Here is a 16,344-nt window from a genome sequence, read left to right on the forward strand (position 1 = left end):
CCTTGCTAACTCGTTTAATAACGACTTGGCATAACCAATGCGGCAACCAAATAAGCAATGACGCTCGTTGTTGGCATCATAAGGCCTAAAACAACGGTCGCTGCACGCACACCAAATACCGGTAGGTCAAAATAGCGAGCGACACCTGCGCATACACCGCAGACTTTCTTATTAACCATATCTTTCCGTAACGTATTGTATTTGCTGTAACTACTCATGACTTTCTCCAAAATTCAAATAATATAGATTGCGGACAATCTGTGGTTAGTGCCAGGACTTGGCTAAACCAAATACTCCAGCACCAACAAAGAAACTAATTACTGGTACCATCCACAGTGTCATCACCAGTGATAAACCAAACATTGTTCTGCTCCTTAGCGTTTCGTGAAAGGGGCACGGTGTTACCCGTTAGCCACCTTCTTTTTCATCATTTCAAGTTGTTGTTCAACTTCGTCGTCTTGCTCTAACTCAGCGATTTGCTGCGATAGGCTCTTACTTGCTACAAAGTCATACGATTCAACCTGTGCTTCTAGCTCATCTACTTTTTGCTGATAACTCTCAAATTTAGCGATGGCGCTATCAATATTGCTGCTATCCAGGACTTTTTTAGCCTGAAGACGTACTTCTGCACTTTGCTGACGTTGGTTAAACGCTTGTTGACGTTGCTTCGCTTCAGTCAACTTTTCTTGCAAGCGATTACTGTCGTCTTGAATCTTCTCTAGTACCTCATCAATGTGTTGTACTTGCTGTTGCAGATTCTCTAGATCGGTAGCAACTTTTTGCTTTTCAATCAGTGCACCTCGAGCCAAGTCTTCACGTCCTTTTGCAACAGCGATTTCCGCTTTTTGCTGCCATTCACTTTCCTTGTTTTGCACATTTCGCAAGTTGCGTGATAAATGCTTTTTCTCGGCAATGTGCTTTGCAGCTTCTGATCTCACCTCAACCAATGTTTCTTCCATTTCTTGGATAATAAGGCGAATCATTTTTTCTGGATTCTCCGCCTTATCCAAAAGGGCGTTAATGTTGGCGTTGATAATGTCTGTTATTCTTGAAAACATGCCCATGATGTACTCCTGTTATTTATTTTCTGCTGCTTCATCAGAAAGCTGACTTGATGATGACTCAACACGAGCCGTCGTTTCTGAAATAGTCACTGACGGTGTACCTTTTTCGGTACTGAATACTGAATCGATATTGAAGTTAGCAACGGTTTCTTCGATGTTGTATGCTACTTCTTGCGCTACGGCATTGAATACTGATTCTGATTGTTGTGCCACTACATACTGTAAATAGGTTTCTAGTGATACTTGCTCTGCATTTGCTGCACCTGGTGCCATCGCGGCCAATCCTAAAACGCTTGCAAATACTGCTGCTTTACTTGTTAAGTTTTTCATCGTCTTCTCCTACACCCTTGCGGGTACTGATAATTATTAAGTGTGTTAAGTGCGTTTTATTATCGTTATTGGCCGCGTTTGTAATAACTAATACAAAGCTTGTGCCAAGTTTTTAAAAATTTTATAAGTACCTGTTTTTAAGGGGTTTTTATATATTTTAAATTTTTAACACGACAAATTAACAATTGATTAACAATGCTACAGTTAGTGTTTTTGACTAACCGGTTAGTAATTTTGACCAAAAAATAAAAACAAATATAAATAGGCTAAAGAAAGCCATGCACATAGCTGCATGCCATTGCCGGTTTAAGGTCGATTTAACGCTGGAATAAAGTTGATTTAAAAAGTACGAATGTACTAAAAATGATATGTAACGTATTGAAAAGTATATATTTACAAGTGTGTCTTGGGCTTAAAGTTTTTCTGTCACAGCTAATGCTAGTGAGCACAGTACGGTTAATGCCCCAGGTAATAATAAAATAAAAAACAAGTGTGTCATGCCAACCATTTTTACACCTTTTTCTCGTATATAAAGTTATTGAATATGGTTATTAGTCGCGACAAATAAGAAAAAGGTTTAAAAAAATGTTAAAAAAATCCTGATTTCGGCAAATAAACCGCAAATCAGGATTTTATAATGATAAATCGGTATGTTATCTAACGAAAAAGCTCGGCATGGCTTCTCCAGACTGTTTTTTCTAGACCAGGTTTGGCTAGGTAACGTCTTGCGCTACACCGGTTAACGCAAAGGCTTGCCTTAACACACTAGAATCTGCGCCTTCTTTACCTGCATTTTCACTGAGGAAACGACGATATTTACGTGCGCCAGGTAAACCATTACATAAGCCAAGCATATGGCGCACGATATGCCACACTCTTGGGCCATGCTTTATCGCTTCATCAATATAGGCACACATTTGCTCAATCACTTGCTCACGTGATATTTGCGCATAGTCTTTAGCAAACACCTGTTGATCCGCAAGACTCAGCATATACGGGTTTTGATACACTTCGCGGCCAATCATCACACCATCTATATGCTGCAAATGTTGGTTACTTTCTGCTAATGTTTTGATGCCACCATTAATTGAAATGGCCAAGTGTTGAAAATCCTGCTTAATATCATAGACACGAGAATAGTCTAACGGCGGTATATCACGGTTTTGTTTCGGACTAAGCCCACTTAACCAAGCCTTACGAGCATGCACAATAAAATGCTCACAGCCGGCTTTACTGACCAAATCAATAAAGCGATGTAAAAACTCATAACTGTCCATATCATCGATGCCAATACGCGACTTTACCGTAACTGGCACCTTCACCGCATTTTGCATCGAGCTAACGCATTCGGCCACCAATTCAGGCTCGGCCATTAAACACGCACCAAATCGACCGTTTTGAACCCTATCGGAAGGACAACCTACATTGATATTAATGGCATCATAGCCATATTGCTCAGCCACCTTGGCGCATTCTGTCATCGCTTTGGGATCACTACCACCAAGTTGCAACACAACAGGGTGCTCTTGCTGGTTGTAGCTTAAATAATCGCCTTTACCAAATAAAATGGCTCCTGTCGTCACCATCTCGGTATATAACACCGTATGTTTGGATAACTGACGTAAAAAGTAACGACAGTGACGATCCGTCCAGTCGAGCATAGGTGCAACGGATAATTGTTCGGTAAATTCAGACATTCATATGAGCCATTAAAAAATTCTGCCGCGGATTATAAAGTATAGCGATAGAGAAACAAAACCCTTGTCCGCGCTAACGGCATTATTATAAACCGTTAGCACAGCAACACACGAGCAATACTCGGTAATTACGCATCACTAAGTAGCGGCAATCAACCATAATGCATGCCTGATAACGTCAGACATGCATATATAGGCCGCAATTACTTCGGCACAGGCAGTAAACGCAAATGATAAACATCGACCTGATTGCGGCTTCCATCTATACCACCCGCCTGGGTATAGGTTTGGTTATTTTGCAAATAACTCATATTGTAAAAATCAGAGATCCTCACTTGGTAATTGCCTTTGCCTAATTCAACCGAAACCGGAGTGGAGTATACCGGCTTGCTCGACGCGCTGATGTGCGGCATTTGGATGACACCCGATTGAATGACATTGCCCTGCTCGTCTTCTATTTGCAGCCATTTTACTCCAGCAGTAATACCCGTATTGGTTTTATTATTTTCATTGCGATAGCTTAGTTGCAGCGCATAGTGACCTGCCTGTTCGACGGCAATGTCGCCAAACAACAATTGGTCATCGACATCGCCAAAGTCTTTAATGAACGCAGTATAGTCTTTACGGCTATAGGCTATGCTCGATTGCACTCGGCTATCATCGACATCGATGGTTATACCAGGTTGTACACATTGTACCTTGGCATTATGGGAAACAAGCCCGGAGTCGACGAATACCGCCTGTGCGCTGTAACACGATTGCCAGCGCATTGGTTGTGGGTCTTGCCAGCTCGATTCCCGCAAGCCTTTGGCAACAACAACACCATTTTTGATGATATTAAAAGCAATACCATCTTGCTGTCTGTCATCTAAAAATAGGCTGACATTATCGACATAGGTGCGCAGGCCAATGACCGGCTCTTTAGGCGCAAACACCTTGTTATCAAGCAAGGTAGGTAGCGCTTCTACATACGTCGCAGATGCAGTATTTTTCTTAGCAGTCGCTAATCGAATGCGCACTTCATTGTCGCTATCTAGCAACTGCTGTGTGCTGATATTGTTCGCCACGGGCTTGCCATTTAACTCGATAGACTCTAATTGATAGACTCCATCGTTAGCGCGTTGCTGCGGTAATTCCATGGTGACATTGAGCGTACGTTGTTGCCATTGCAGATTAAACAAGGTTAATTGTTGGCTGTCAGCAAAATATTGCTCAACCAGTTGTGCGGTAAGGTAAGGCTTAAATTGCAGCTGCTGTTGCTCCTGCTGCACGCCAAATACATTGTGAATCACCATAGATAAATAACCGGCAACAGACCATAGTTGATACTTTGAATTGATCACAGGTCCAGATTTACTGACATCTTCGCGTTGCAAATAAATCGCCTGTCCGGTGAGCCACTCAAGGTTTTCCATATTCGATAGATTCAGTGCCGCGCCACGAATTAAGGTATTGTAGCCAGCGTCCACGACTGCCGCATTATCGCCTTTTATCGCGGCGTTAACGCCATATGCGGTAACAAACGGCCAGATTGCGCGGTTGTGATAAATACGAATATCCGGTTGCTGTGGAAATATAACGGGTGCGCCCATAGGCCCATGTGGATAGTTGGCAAGAATTTGCTGGCTCTGTTGTCCACTGGCGATACCGGTAATAATCGCCAGCGATTGACCTAACCAATCAAATTTTGGCATTGCTGTTTTATCAAAGTGACCGGCGGTCAAGCTTGAATACATACCGTATTCTTCAAGCCATAGCTTATCGTTTATCGCCTGTTTCAATTGCTCAGCCCAAGAACGATAACGCTTGGCTAAATCGTTCTGTCCGTCTTTTTCGGCCAACTGACTGGCCAAAACAAGCGCTTGGTAATGCGCCGCATTGGTTGACACAGAGATCGACGTGGCCATATAGCTTAAGTCATCCTTGACCCAGTCAGCGTAGCTTTGCTCACGCCAATCAAGGAAAGATTGCTCTCCCATATACAGCCCCGTTTGCGCGTCAAAGGCAACAATACGATCATTTTCTAAGGTGTTAATTAGTGCGTTTAACGCAGTTTTTGCAAAAGCGCTTTGACTATCCTCGTCTAAACTTTGCAATGCCGCTTGTGCACCAAATGCCCACGTTACTCGGTCGGTACTGATTGGCCAACTACCACCACTGCCAGTATCTTGGATAATTTGTAAACCAGAGCTATCGCCTTTGGCGAATTCAGGTTTTTGTACGCCTTGGCGATACGGTGACAACTTATATTCCAATGAATTTTTTACCCGTTCAGGGTCAAGCAACGCCAATGACAAATGCGCCGCATAAGACAGGTCACGCGTCCAAACATAGTCCCATTTTTGCCCGGTCTTAAAACAATCGCATTTAATCGATTGACCAAAGTTATAGCTGCCATCATTAATGTCGCTCACCGACAGTTTTTTCATCTCGTCAATCGCCAAAGCAAATAAACCGTCAAACGCGATAGAGCCGGTGCGAATATAAGGCTGCTTGGCGTCTTCTTTAAAGCCATTAATTTGTGGTACCGGGTCACGCAGCGATTGGTCGGTAGAGTGAACATAGGAGCGCAATCCGCTTTGACTTTGTTGTGCTGAAATCACCACATGGCGAGATTGTTTATCATAGCTTTGAAACGTCAGTGATTGCTTATCGCTAAAATGTTGCAGATCACTTTCCAGCACAAGGTCTTTCACGCGATTAATGGTAACGATTGGGCGATAAGATTGACGGGTATCCAAGGTAAAACGATACACGCCGGCTTTCTCGACCAACAACAAATCCGCTGATTCAGTTTGGTTTATCGCTAATGGATAATGGCGCTGTAAATTATCTTCGCGATTTAAGTCGACGACCGCATGTCGTCGATTAGCGATCATCAATTGGGTTTGCCAATCGGCGCTGGCAATTTTGTATTCATGAATACCTAATCCAACGGCAACCTCAACCTGATATAGACCATTCTTTGTCTGCTCAAACTTAGCGTCTGTACTCCAATTATTGAAGCCACCACGGATATAATAGGCTGGCAAAACACGGCTCTGTTCGACATCGATAGTCTGTATCGTGCCTTTGTTGATAGGTCCCTGACAAGCGGCCATGCCAAGGGCGGCGGCCAAAATCACTAAAGTGATTGATAATCTACGCATTTACTACTCATTTTTACAGCGAGAACAATTGGCGGAAATTATAGTTCAAGGCAAATGAAAAGCGACAAAGAATGACCTTAGGGTAACAATTTTATACATATGTATCTTAGCGGTTAATCCCCTATTGGCGGTACTGGCATCAAGACCAAGGTATGTTACACTAGGAACAGTTAACCCAGTCTAAAGATGTATATGGATTCTACACAACTACTTGAACAGGCAAGAGAATATTGCAAAAAGAATGGAGCTCGCCTAACCCCGACTCGTGAGCAGGTATTTGTCTTACTGGCAAAAAATGATGGCGCAATTGGCGCATATGATTTATTGGAACAATTACAGCAAATTGATCCCGGTGCCAAACCTGCAACGGTTTATCGAGCTTTGGACTTTTTAGCCAGCCAAGGTTTTGTCCACAAAATAGAATCAATCAATGCGTTTTTGATGTGTGATCATTTCAGCGAATGCAACCACCCAGTGCAATTGTTAATTTGCGACAACTGCAGTCGGGTCGAAGAAATCCAATCCAATAATCTAGATTTAGCACTCAGAGCAATGGCTGACGCCAGTGGCTTTACCATCAGTAAACAGGTGGTTGAAGCTCATGGCACGTGCAAACACTGTCAATAAGCTAGCTGTCTATCAGGAACTGGCGTAAATAGGTCGATCGCCTAAAGAATTTCGCACATGGCAATTGCCATCGAGCACGGCGATAATGATTTTGTTGTCACGAAATGATTCTGGAAAAATGACCCGTTTGTCAGCTTCGATGCGCACATTGGTTAAAACATCGGAACATAAAGACACCATGTCATCTTGTTCATAATACAAAACAGTTACTGCATTAGTACCACTTTCCATAAGTGTATCCTTTTGATAATTATTAGCAATTACCGGGAAAGCAAAAAGGACAACAAGTCCTTTTGAGGTAATGGATTAAGTAACTATAGTCAAAAACCGCTGATTGCTCAAAATTAAAGGGTCAGACTGGATGACGATGCAGGAGTCGTATTAAAGAACGTCAATTTTGACGCGACGGGAAATATTACACAATAACTCGTAAGCGATGGTTGTTGCATGATGAGCGACACGATTAACATTCAGATTTTTGCCCCATAACTCAACATAATCACCAATTTGGTCTTCGGCATTGCAGCCTAAATCAACGGTGATCATATCCATCGATACGCGACCTACTAATGGCACTTCTCGGCCATTAACCAATACCGGCGTGCCATTTGCAGCGTGACGCGGATAACCATCACCGTAACCGATTGCCACCACACCAATACACGTGTCTTTTTCTACTTGCCAAGCAGCGCCATAACCTATGCTTTCTCCAGCTTTAACATGACGAATGGCAATCAGGCTTGAATGCAAAGTCATTACCGGTTGCAAGTCAATTTGATGTGCCTGCTCACTAATACGTGGGTCGATACCATATAACATCAAACCAGGGCGAACCCATTGATAATGACATTCTGGCCAAGCACAAATTGCCGCTGAGTTGGCTAAGGTTTTCTCACAATTGATATGACCGGTGAGTTGTTCAAATAAGCGCTGTTGCTGCAAGGTTTGTTGATTGTTTAAATCATCGGCACAGGCAAGGTGGCTCATTAGACGAATATTTTTTTGCACATTTGGACATTGCTGCAAGGCTTGGTATATCTCGGCAAATTCTTGCGGTTCGATACCAAGTCGGTGCATGCCCGTATCAACTTTTAACCAAACCTGAATCGGCTCCTGCAATTGCGCTTGCTGCAACGCTTCAAGTTGTTGACGATTGTGGACAATGGTTTGCAAATTGTTGGCGGCAATAATCGGTAGGTGCTCGCTAGCAAAAAAGCCTTCGAGTAAGACGATGGGTTTGACCACACCACCTTGTCGTAATTCTAATGCTTCATCGATTCTGGCAACGCCAAAGGCATCAGCATGGGGTAACGCCTTGGCAATACGCACTAGGCCATGGCCGTAGGCATTGGCTTTTAAAACCGCTAATACACGGCTTTGTGGTGCGATTTCTTGAATAACCTGATAGTTGTGCAACAAGGCATCACGATCAATACTGGCAGTGGCTGTTTGTTGAAGCTTGAACATCAATGATTAATCTTCATCCATAATGCCGCCAGGGCCGGCGAAATTATCAAATCGAGAAAATTGACCTTGGAAGGTTACCCGCACACGACCGATTGGGCCATTACGTTGCTTACCTATGATGATTTCCGCGGTGCCCTTGTCTGCCGAATCATCGTTATATACCTCATCACGATAAATAAACATGATCAAATCGGCATCCTGCTCGATTGAACCGGATTCACGCAAATCGGAGTTAACTGGGCGTTTATCCGAACGTTGCTCTAGTGAACGGTTAAGCTGTGATAGCGCGACAACAGGAATATTTAGCTCTTTCGCTAAGGCTTTTAATGAACGGGAAATTTCGGCGATTTCCAAGGTACGGTTATCGCTAAATTGTGGTACTCGCATCAGTTGCAAGTAATCAATCATGATCATGGATAAACCACCATTATCACGAGCAACACGACGCGCACGAGAGCGCACTTCTGTTGGTGTCAAACCCGCGGCATCATCAACGAAGAGTTTACCTTTTTCAACCAACAAGCCCATGGTTGATGACAATCGAGCCCAATCTTCATCATTAAGCTGGCCGGTACGAATTTTGGTTTGGTCGATGCGTCCCAGTGATGCCAACATACGCATCATGATTTGATCTGACGGCATTTCCAGTGAAAATACCAATGCAGGTTTGTCTTGCATCATTGCCGCGCTTTCAACCAAGTTCATGGCAAATGTGGTTTTACCCATTGATGGACGTGCTGCGACGATAATCAAATCCGATGGCTGCATACCCGCGGTCATTTTATCAAGATCGGTAAAGCCTGTTGATACCCCAGTAACACCATCGTGCGGTTGGCCATAAAGCTTTTCAATCTTATCGACCGTTTTTTCCATAATGGTGTGCACGCTTTCAGGGCCTTCGGATTTATTGGCGCGTTGCTCGGCAATAGCAAATACTTTACCCTCGGCAAAATCCAATAACTCGGCACTGCTTCTGCCACTGGTGTCATAACTGGCATCGGCGATTTCATTGGCAACACTAATTAATTCACGAGTAACGGCACGCTCACGAACGATGTCTGCATAGGCAAGAATATTGGCTGCACTAGGGGTGTTCTTCATCATCTCTGCGAGATAAACAAAACCGCCTACGTCATCGATCTTTTTCTGATTCTCGAGATCTTCTGACAAGGTAATCAAATCGACTGGATTACCCTTCTCGATTAAGTCACCGATACTTTGATAAATAATACGATGGCCACGAGAATAAAAATCTTCGGCAACAACCCGCTCAGAAACATTATCCCAGGCGTTATTATCAAGCAGCAGTCCGCCCAAAACGGATTGCTCAGCCTCCATAGAATGAGGGGCAACTTTTAAAAGCTCGACTTGCTTATCTTTGGGCTGTTTGAATGCCTGTTTTTGCGCCATGGGTGTTCAAATCCTGTACAGCTGAAGTTTTTACAAAGGTAGCTGTCCAATTTAAGCGATCTGAGGCCAAATTTGAAGTTAAAAATAATATATTTAGTGTGATTAAATGCCGCTAGCGTCAGATTCCTTGTCCTTTGTTGGTGGGCACTGCGCTAAAGTGAGGTAGTCTTCACCCAGCTTTTCTTTTTGCACTAATTTGACATCAAATTGCCATAGGTGGTGCAGGTGTTTAAGCACTTCGTGGTGATTTTGATGCAAAGGCGCATCATCTACCGGGATATATTCGAGTGTCAGTGAACGATCGCCATTGATATCTGCATTGATAATTTGCACATTGGCTTCTAACTGGCTCAAATCATATTGTTTCGACAGAGCGCTTCTCACTTTTTTATAACCTTGCTCATTATGAATCGCGACAACATCCATGTAATTGTTGCGCTCGTCATCGTGCAATTGAAATAACTTCATTTCGCGCATCAAACGTGGTGATAAAAACTGGCTGATAAAACTTTCATCTTTAAAATTCTGCATCGCAAATTTGATGGTTTCCAACCAGTCTTTACCGGCAATATCAGGGAACCAATGTTTGTCTTCCTCTGTTGGCTGCTCACAGATACGGCGAATATCCATAAACATCTTGAAGCCCAAAGCATAAGGGTTGATGCCAGAAAATGCCGGATGATTATATGGCAGTTGGGTAATCACATTAGAATGATGGTGAATAAATTCCATCATAAAGTTATCGCTCAACAGGCCTTCATCATAAAGGTGATTAATTAAGGTGTAATGCCAAAAACAAGCCCAGCCTTCATTCATAACCTGAGTTTGTCGCTGCGGGTAAAAGTACTGCGCTATTTTGCGCACAATACGGACGATTTCTCGTTGCCAAGTGTGCAATTTAGGCGCGTTCTTTTCGATAAAATAAAGGATGTTTTCCTGTGGGTGTTCAGGGAAATTGTGAGATTTTGGTACCTTGTCAGATTTAACTTGTTTATCAACGCGTTGCCATAAATCATCGAGGTGTGATTGGACAAACTTTTCACGGGCAATTTGCTGTTCTCTTTCTTGCGCAACCGACAGCTTTTGTGGGCGCTTAAAACGATCAACGCCAAGATTCATTAACGCATGACAGGCATCTAGGGTATCTTCGACCGCTTCAATACCGTATTTTTGCTCGCAGTCTTGAATGTAATGTTTCGCAAACAACAAGTAATCAATAATAGAATCGGCATCGGTCCAGGTACGAAACAGATAATTGCCTTTAAAGAACGAATTGTGACCATAGCACGCGTGCGCCATCACCAACGCCTGCATGATCATGGTGTTTTCTTCCATCAAATAGGCGATACATGGATTAGAATTGATGACGATTTCATAGGCCAAGCCCATATGACCGCGACTGTAGTTTTGCTGGGTCTGAATAAATTTCTTACCGTAACTCCAGTGATGATAACCAATGGGCATACCGATGCTGGCATAGGCGTCCATCATTTGTTCAGAGGTGATCATTTCAATTTGATTCGGATAATAATCAAGGCCGTATGAATCAGCAACGCGTTCTATATGGTTCTGGTAAGTTTTTAAGTTATCAAAACTCCAGTCGGGACCATCATCTAACCAGTCTTTACCGTGCTCATTACTGCTTGCTTTATTAGCCATAAGCCACCTCGGTTTTGTTGTCTTGTTTTTTAAACAGCTCTCGAAATACTGGGTAGATATCGGTTACTTGCTTAATTTGTCGCATGGTAAAGTGGCGATTTTCTAAGGCAAGCTTTTGATAGTGTTGCCACATCGCTTTGGGGACCAGTTTATTGATTTCTATGTAGGTAAAGTAGCGGCATACTGGCAACAAATTATTTTCCAATAACTGCATGCATTTCGGGGTATCGTCTTGCCAGTTATCACCATCACTGGCCTGGGCACCGTAAATGTTCCATTGCCCCGGTGGGTAACGGTCTTTGATGATTTCATCCATCAATGATAATGCCGACGAGACGATGGTGCCGCCAGTCTCTCTGGAGTAAAAAAACTCCTGCTCACTGACTTCTTTGGCGGTGGTGTGATGGGTAATGTACACCACATCAATCTTTTCATAGTTACGTGACAAAAATAGATACAGCATAATATAGAAACGCTTTGCCATATCTTTCGTTTGCTGGGTCATCGAGCCAGAAACATCCATCAAACAAAACATCACCGCTTTCGAGCTAGGCACGGATTGCTGCTGGTAATTGCGAAAGCGTAAATCAAAGGTATCGATAAAAGGCACTCTGCTGATTTTCGCTTTGAGATCAACAATCTGTTGCTCGAGTTGTTCAATTTGTTGTTGTCGTTGATTATCAAACTGTAAGGCTTGCAACGCGACTAATTCTTCATGCGCTTGTTCACAGCCTCTAAGTTCGCTGCGGGTAGATGAGGTCATGGCAATCTTGCGCGCCATCGATTTTTCCAGCGAGCGTACGATGTCTAAATTGGCAGGCACGCCATCACTACAATAGCCGCTGCGAACGGTTTTGGTTTCCTCTAATTGGTTTTGCTCGTTCTTGACCAGATTCGGTAATTCCAAATCTTCAAACAGTAAGTCGATGTATTCATCTGCGGAGATAGAAAAGCTAAATTCATCTTCACCATTGCCACTGTTTGAGGCATTACCCTGCCCTTGACCTTGGCCACTGCCACGTGGTGGTTTAGGCACTTTATCACCGCTATTAAATTGATCATTGCCCGGTAATACCATGTCTCGGCGCCCACCTTTACCGCGCTGAAACAACGGCTCTTTTAAGTCTTTATCGGGAATGGTGACATTTTGCTCTGACTTGTGGTCGGTGACCTGACGATCGGTAATTGATTTGGCCAAAGAGTCCTTAATTTGACGTTTATAGCGGCGTACAAATCTCTGGCGATTGACCATAGATTTGTTTTTTCCGTTCAAACGTCTGTCGATAAAATTTGCCATAGTACCTCCCTGCAAATTGTTTACCTTGACTCGCCCTGCTCCATTTGGGCAGGGCTCACTTCCTTATTTGAAGTGTGGCTCTATGAAGCTTTTCTCACCCGAAGGTACCATTCGCACAATAGGCGAACCTGTTTGTGGGTATAGCCTTTCTCGACCATGCGCTCAACAAACTGATCATGCTTCTTCTGGTCGTCTGATGAGGTTTTGGTGTTAAATGAAATCACCGGTAACAAGTCTTCGGTATTTGAGAACATCTTTTTCTCAATCACGGTACGCAGTTTTTCATAACTGGTCCAAAGCGGATTTTGGCCGTTGTTATTGGCTTTCGCCCGCAGCACAAAATTAACGATCTCATTACGGAAGTCTTTGGGGTTGGAAATACCCGCTGGTTTTTCAATTTTTTCCAACTCGTCATTTAAGGCACTGCGATCGAGGATTTGCCCGGTATCAGAATCGCGATACTCTTGGTCTTGAATCCAAAAATCCGCATACACAACGTATCGATCAAAGATATTCTGACCGTATTCTGAGTACGACTCGAGATACGCCGTTTGAATTTCTTTACCGATAAATTCAATGTATTGCGGAATCAAATACCCTTTGATGAATTCCAAGTACTTGTCGTTACTTTCTTTTGGTAATTGTTCGCGCTCAATTTGTTGTTCAAGCACATAAAATAAGTGCACCGGATTAGCCGCAACCTCACCGTGTTCAAAATTAAAAACACGAGACAAAATCTTAAAGGCAAATCGCGTCGATAGACCGTTCATGCCCTCATCAACGCCAGCAAAATCGCGGTATTCCTGAAATGATTTGGCCTTAGGATCGGTGTCTTTAAGGCTTTCACCGTTATAGACCCGCATTTTCGAATAAATGCTTGAGTTATCAGGTTCAATTAAGCGCGACAAGACGCTGAACTGTGACAAAATATCTAAAGTGTTTGGTGCGCATTTGGCGTGGTTTAATTCGCTATTGGACAACAATTTCTGGTAAATTTTCACTTCTTCGCTAACACGTAAACAGTACGGCACTTTGACGATGTAAACTCTATCGAGAAATGCCTCATTGTTTTTATTGTTGCGGAAACTCTGCCATTCAGATTCATTGGAATGGGCTAGAATGATGCCGTCAAACGGCAGTGCTGATAAGCCTTCCGTTGGGTTGTAATTCCCTTCTTGAGTTGCCGTTAGTAACGGATGCAATACCTTGATTGGCGCTTTAAACATTTCAACAAATTCCATAATGCCTTGGTTGGCTCTACACAGAGCACCAGAGTAGCCATAAGCATCGGGATCGTTTTGCGCAAAATGTTCAAGTCGGCGGATATCAACCTTACCGACCAATGATGAGATATCTTGGTTGTTGTCATCACCAGGTTCGGTTTTGGCAACCGCAATTTGCGCCAGAATTGAGGGGTGTAACTTAACCACTTTAAATTTGGAAATATCGCCACCAAATTCTTGTAATCGTTTCGCCGCCCAAGGCGACATGATGGTATTAAGGTAACGCGCCGGGACTTTGTATTCTTCGGTTAAGATTTTGCCATCGGAATCAGCGTCAAATAAACAAAATGGATGGTCATTCACCGGTGACAATTCACCGTTAGCAGAAAGTACGTAAATTGGCTCTTGTTGCATCAGACCTTTGAGCTTTTCCGCCAAAGACGATTTACCGCCCCCGACAGGTCCCAAAAGATACAAGACTTGTTTCTTCTCTTCCAAGCCTTGGCTGGCATGGCGCAAATATGAGACGATCTGTTCAATAGCCTCTTCCATACCAAAGAATTCGGAAAATGCTGGATACCGAGCGATAACTCGGTTTGAGAAAATACGACTCATAACAGGGTCCGCAGCCGTGTCTATCATTTGCGGGTCACCTATGGCTGCCAGTAAACGTTCCGCAGCATTGGCATAGGCCATTTTGTCGTCACGGCAAACGTCTAAAAACTGTTGCAGACTCATCTCTTCTTGGCGAGCCTGTTCATAACGGCTTTGGTAATGTTCAAAAATGCTCATAACGCCTCCAACTGCGATAGTCTCTTATAATAATTAGACCGGGAAATCCAAGTAAGTTTGCAAATAATTGCCAAAATCACTGCTTTTATTTGTAACCAAATTCTTCTTATCGCGGTTCCAAACGGGGTGAATAAACAGTCACTTTGTGTCAAAAAAGCCTAAACATTTCATTCACCTGCTAATTTAACCATGGCACAAATGCAGCACTTGGCAAGTTTGTCTATACTGAAGAGATATACGAAAAATCGCGGCAATTGGATTGCTCAAAAACGATTAAAAAACAGACTACCATTTCGTCAAAACAGGCGGCCCAAAAAGAGTGATATGCCCGAAAAAGCGTTTAAAAACTCGATACGAGTATCTATTTGCGACGAACCCTCATCATTTTCAACGATAATCCAGCATTCAATTAGCAGCTCGCTTTAACCACAGTCGATTAACTTAGCTGCTGCTTAGCTTTTGTCTTGGCTTTTGTCTTGGCTTTTGTCTTGGCTTTTGTCTTGGCTTTTGTCTTGGCTTTTGTATTTGGCTTTTGTATTTGGCCACAAATTAGACATAAAAAAACAGCGCATCACACCAGTGACACGCTGTTTTTCTGCTACCTAAAATCGTTGCTAAAAAGCCTTATTGATAGGCGACAACAACATTACCACTCACCGTTGACGCTTTAACTAACGCACTGCCGTTGCCCAGTCGGGTTTCCAACTTAGAACTTGGGCCATATTTGGCTTTATCCACTTCATCGTCACTGACTTTATTGATAATACGACCACCGGCATTTGAGTTGACGGTAATATCGGCATTAACACCTTTTTGCATGGCTAACTCCACCTTACCGCTGACAGTCGACAGGCGCAGTAAGCCGTTATCAGAAAGCTCAACTTTGGCATCAACATTACCACTAACACTGGACAAGTTGGCATCTTTGACTTGTTCTAATTCAATATCAAGCTCGCCAGATACCACACTGGCGGTAACTTCAGAAGACACACTTTGTGCATCAATATCACCACTGACGGCATGATAATTAAGTATACCTTTGGAATTTTTGTCGTTGATGTCACCACTTACCGTCGATAAGCGAATATGGCCATCAAGGTTATTGGTATCTACGTTACCGCTGACACTTTCCAGTTCGATGTCTTTACTAAGGTTTTTCGCATCGATAGAGCCGCTAACGGTTTTGATGCTAGTGTCATTATGAATATTTGATACCACAACATCACTGGAAACCCCTTTAAAGCTAACATCAGCGGTCTTAGGTAGATTGATCACCAAATCGGTTTCTTTGGCTTGGTTATCCCAAAAACTGCTGTTCATTTGTTTTGGCATTTTAACAACGATGGTGACGCGCTTGCCGTCAACAGTAAAGACAAAATCGGTAGCCTTTTCATCCAGTCGACCTTTAACCCATACTTCATCATCATCGGTACCAATAATGGTTACTTTACCACGCAGGTTATCAATTTTAACGCGAGCATCCGCAGCAACAGCTTTTCGTTCATCAACGCTTTGGTTTTCAGCGTGAGCCGATGTTATCAGCGCAAAGCAACCAATCAGTGCCGCTAGGTAATGTTTTATATTGCGAGCATATTTCATAATTCTTTCTCTTCTTTTCGTTTTAATTGA

General features: G+C 43.1%; 13 protein-coding genes. 1 reads left to right on the forward strand and 12 read right to left on the reverse strand.

The genetic code is table 11. The features are described 5' to 3' along the window. Window positions 1-14: 14 nt before the first annotated feature. The 5 genes from E2K93_RS05300 to E2K93_RS05320 form a co-directional block, all read right to left on the reverse strand. Complete coding sequence (locus tag E2K93_RS05300; protein ID WP_135438095.1) at window positions 15-218, reverse strand: PspC domain-containing protein; 204 nt, start codon at window positions 216-218, stop codon at window positions 15-17. A 183-nt stretch (window positions 219-401) separates the two neighbouring features. Next, a complete protein-coding gene (gene pspA, locus E2K93_RS05305) occupies window positions 402-1,064 on the reverse strand; it encodes a phage shock protein PspA (RefSeq protein WP_135438096.1) in 663 nt (220 codons plus the stop codon). Window positions 1,065-1,076: 12 nt separating this feature from the next. Next, window positions 1,077-1,394, reverse strand: coding sequence for a hypothetical protein (locus E2K93_RS05310; protein ID WP_135438097.1), 318 nt, complete (start codon window positions 1,392-1,394; stop codon window positions 1,077-1,079). Window positions 1,395-2,107: 713 nt separating this feature from the next. Beyond that, the gene (gene dusA / locus E2K93_RS05315) at window positions 2,108-3,091 is read right to left on the reverse strand and encodes a tRNA dihydrouridine(20/20a) synthase DusA (protein WP_135438098.1); all 984 of its coding nucleotides are present in this window, start codon (window positions 3,089-3,091) and stop codon (window positions 2,108-2,110) included. 203 nt (window positions 3,092-3,294) lie between these two features. Beyond that, window positions 3,295-6,240 (reverse strand): MGH1-like glycoside hydrolase domain-containing protein, encoded by a 2,946-nt coding sequence (locus E2K93_RS05320; RefSeq protein ID WP_135438099.1) that lies wholly within the window; start codon window positions 6,238-6,240, stop codon window positions 3,295-3,297. A 192-nt stretch (window positions 6,241-6,432) separates the two neighbouring features. Here E2K93_RS05320 and E2K93_RS05325 point away from each other — a divergent pair, with 192 nt between their 5' ends. Beyond that, the gene (locus tag E2K93_RS05325) at window positions 6,433-6,867 is read left to right on the forward strand and encodes a transcriptional repressor (protein ID WP_135438100.1); all 435 of its coding nucleotides are present in this window, start codon (window positions 6,433-6,435) and stop codon (window positions 6,865-6,867) included. A 12-nt stretch (window positions 6,868-6,879) separates the two neighbouring features. On the opposite strand, the gene E2K93_RS05330 is transcribed toward E2K93_RS05325, so the two are convergent. From E2K93_RS05330 to E2K93_RS05360, 7 genes are all read right to left on the reverse strand, one after another. Continuing rightward, window positions 6,880-7,098, reverse strand: a complete 219-nt coding sequence (locus E2K93_RS05330; protein ID WP_135438101.1) for a DUF2375 family protein — start codon at window positions 7,096-7,098, stop codon at window positions 6,880-6,882. Window positions 7,099-7,248: 150 nt separating this feature from the next. Continuing rightward, window positions 7,249-8,334 carry an alanine racemase gene (gene alr / locus E2K93_RS05335; protein ID WP_135438102.1) on the reverse strand — a complete coding sequence of 362 codons (1,086 nt, stop codon included), beginning with the start codon at window positions 8,332-8,334 and terminating at the stop codon, window positions 7,249-7,251. 6 nt (window positions 8,335-8,340) lie between these two features. After that, window positions 8,341-9,744, reverse strand: coding sequence for a replicative DNA helicase (gene dnaB / locus E2K93_RS05340; protein WP_135438103.1), 1,404 nt, complete (start codon window positions 9,742-9,744; stop codon window positions 8,341-8,343). Between the two features lie 102 nt (window positions 9,745-9,846). Next, window positions 9,847-11,403, reverse strand: a complete 1,557-nt coding sequence (locus tag E2K93_RS05345) for a SpoVR family protein (protein ID WP_135438104.1) — start codon at window positions 11,401-11,403, stop codon at window positions 9,847-9,849. Further along, window positions 11,396-12,700, reverse strand: coding sequence for a YeaH/YhbH family protein (locus E2K93_RS05350; protein WP_135438105.1), 1,305 nt, complete (start codon window positions 12,698-12,700; stop codon window positions 11,396-11,398). Before E2K93_RS05350 ends, E2K93_RS05345 begins: the two co-directional genes overlap by 8 nt. Window positions 12,701-12,780: 80 nt before the next feature. Beyond that, window positions 12,781-14,715, reverse strand: a complete 1,935-nt coding sequence (locus E2K93_RS05355) for a PrkA family serine protein kinase (protein ID WP_135438106.1) — start codon at window positions 14,713-14,715, stop codon at window positions 12,781-12,783. A gap of 624 nt (window positions 14,716-15,339) precedes the next feature. Next, the gene (locus E2K93_RS05360) at window positions 15,340-16,314 is read right to left on the reverse strand and encodes a DUF4097 family beta strand repeat-containing protein (protein ID WP_135438107.1); all 975 of its coding nucleotides are present in this window, start codon (window positions 16,312-16,314) and stop codon (window positions 15,340-15,342) included. Window positions 16,315-16,344: the final 30 nt, after the last annotated feature.

The organism is Thalassotalea sp. HSM 43 (assembly GCF_004752005.1).
In the GTDB taxonomy this organism is placed as follows: domain Bacteria; phylum Pseudomonadota; class Gammaproteobacteria; order Enterobacterales; family Alteromonadaceae; genus Thalassotalea_A.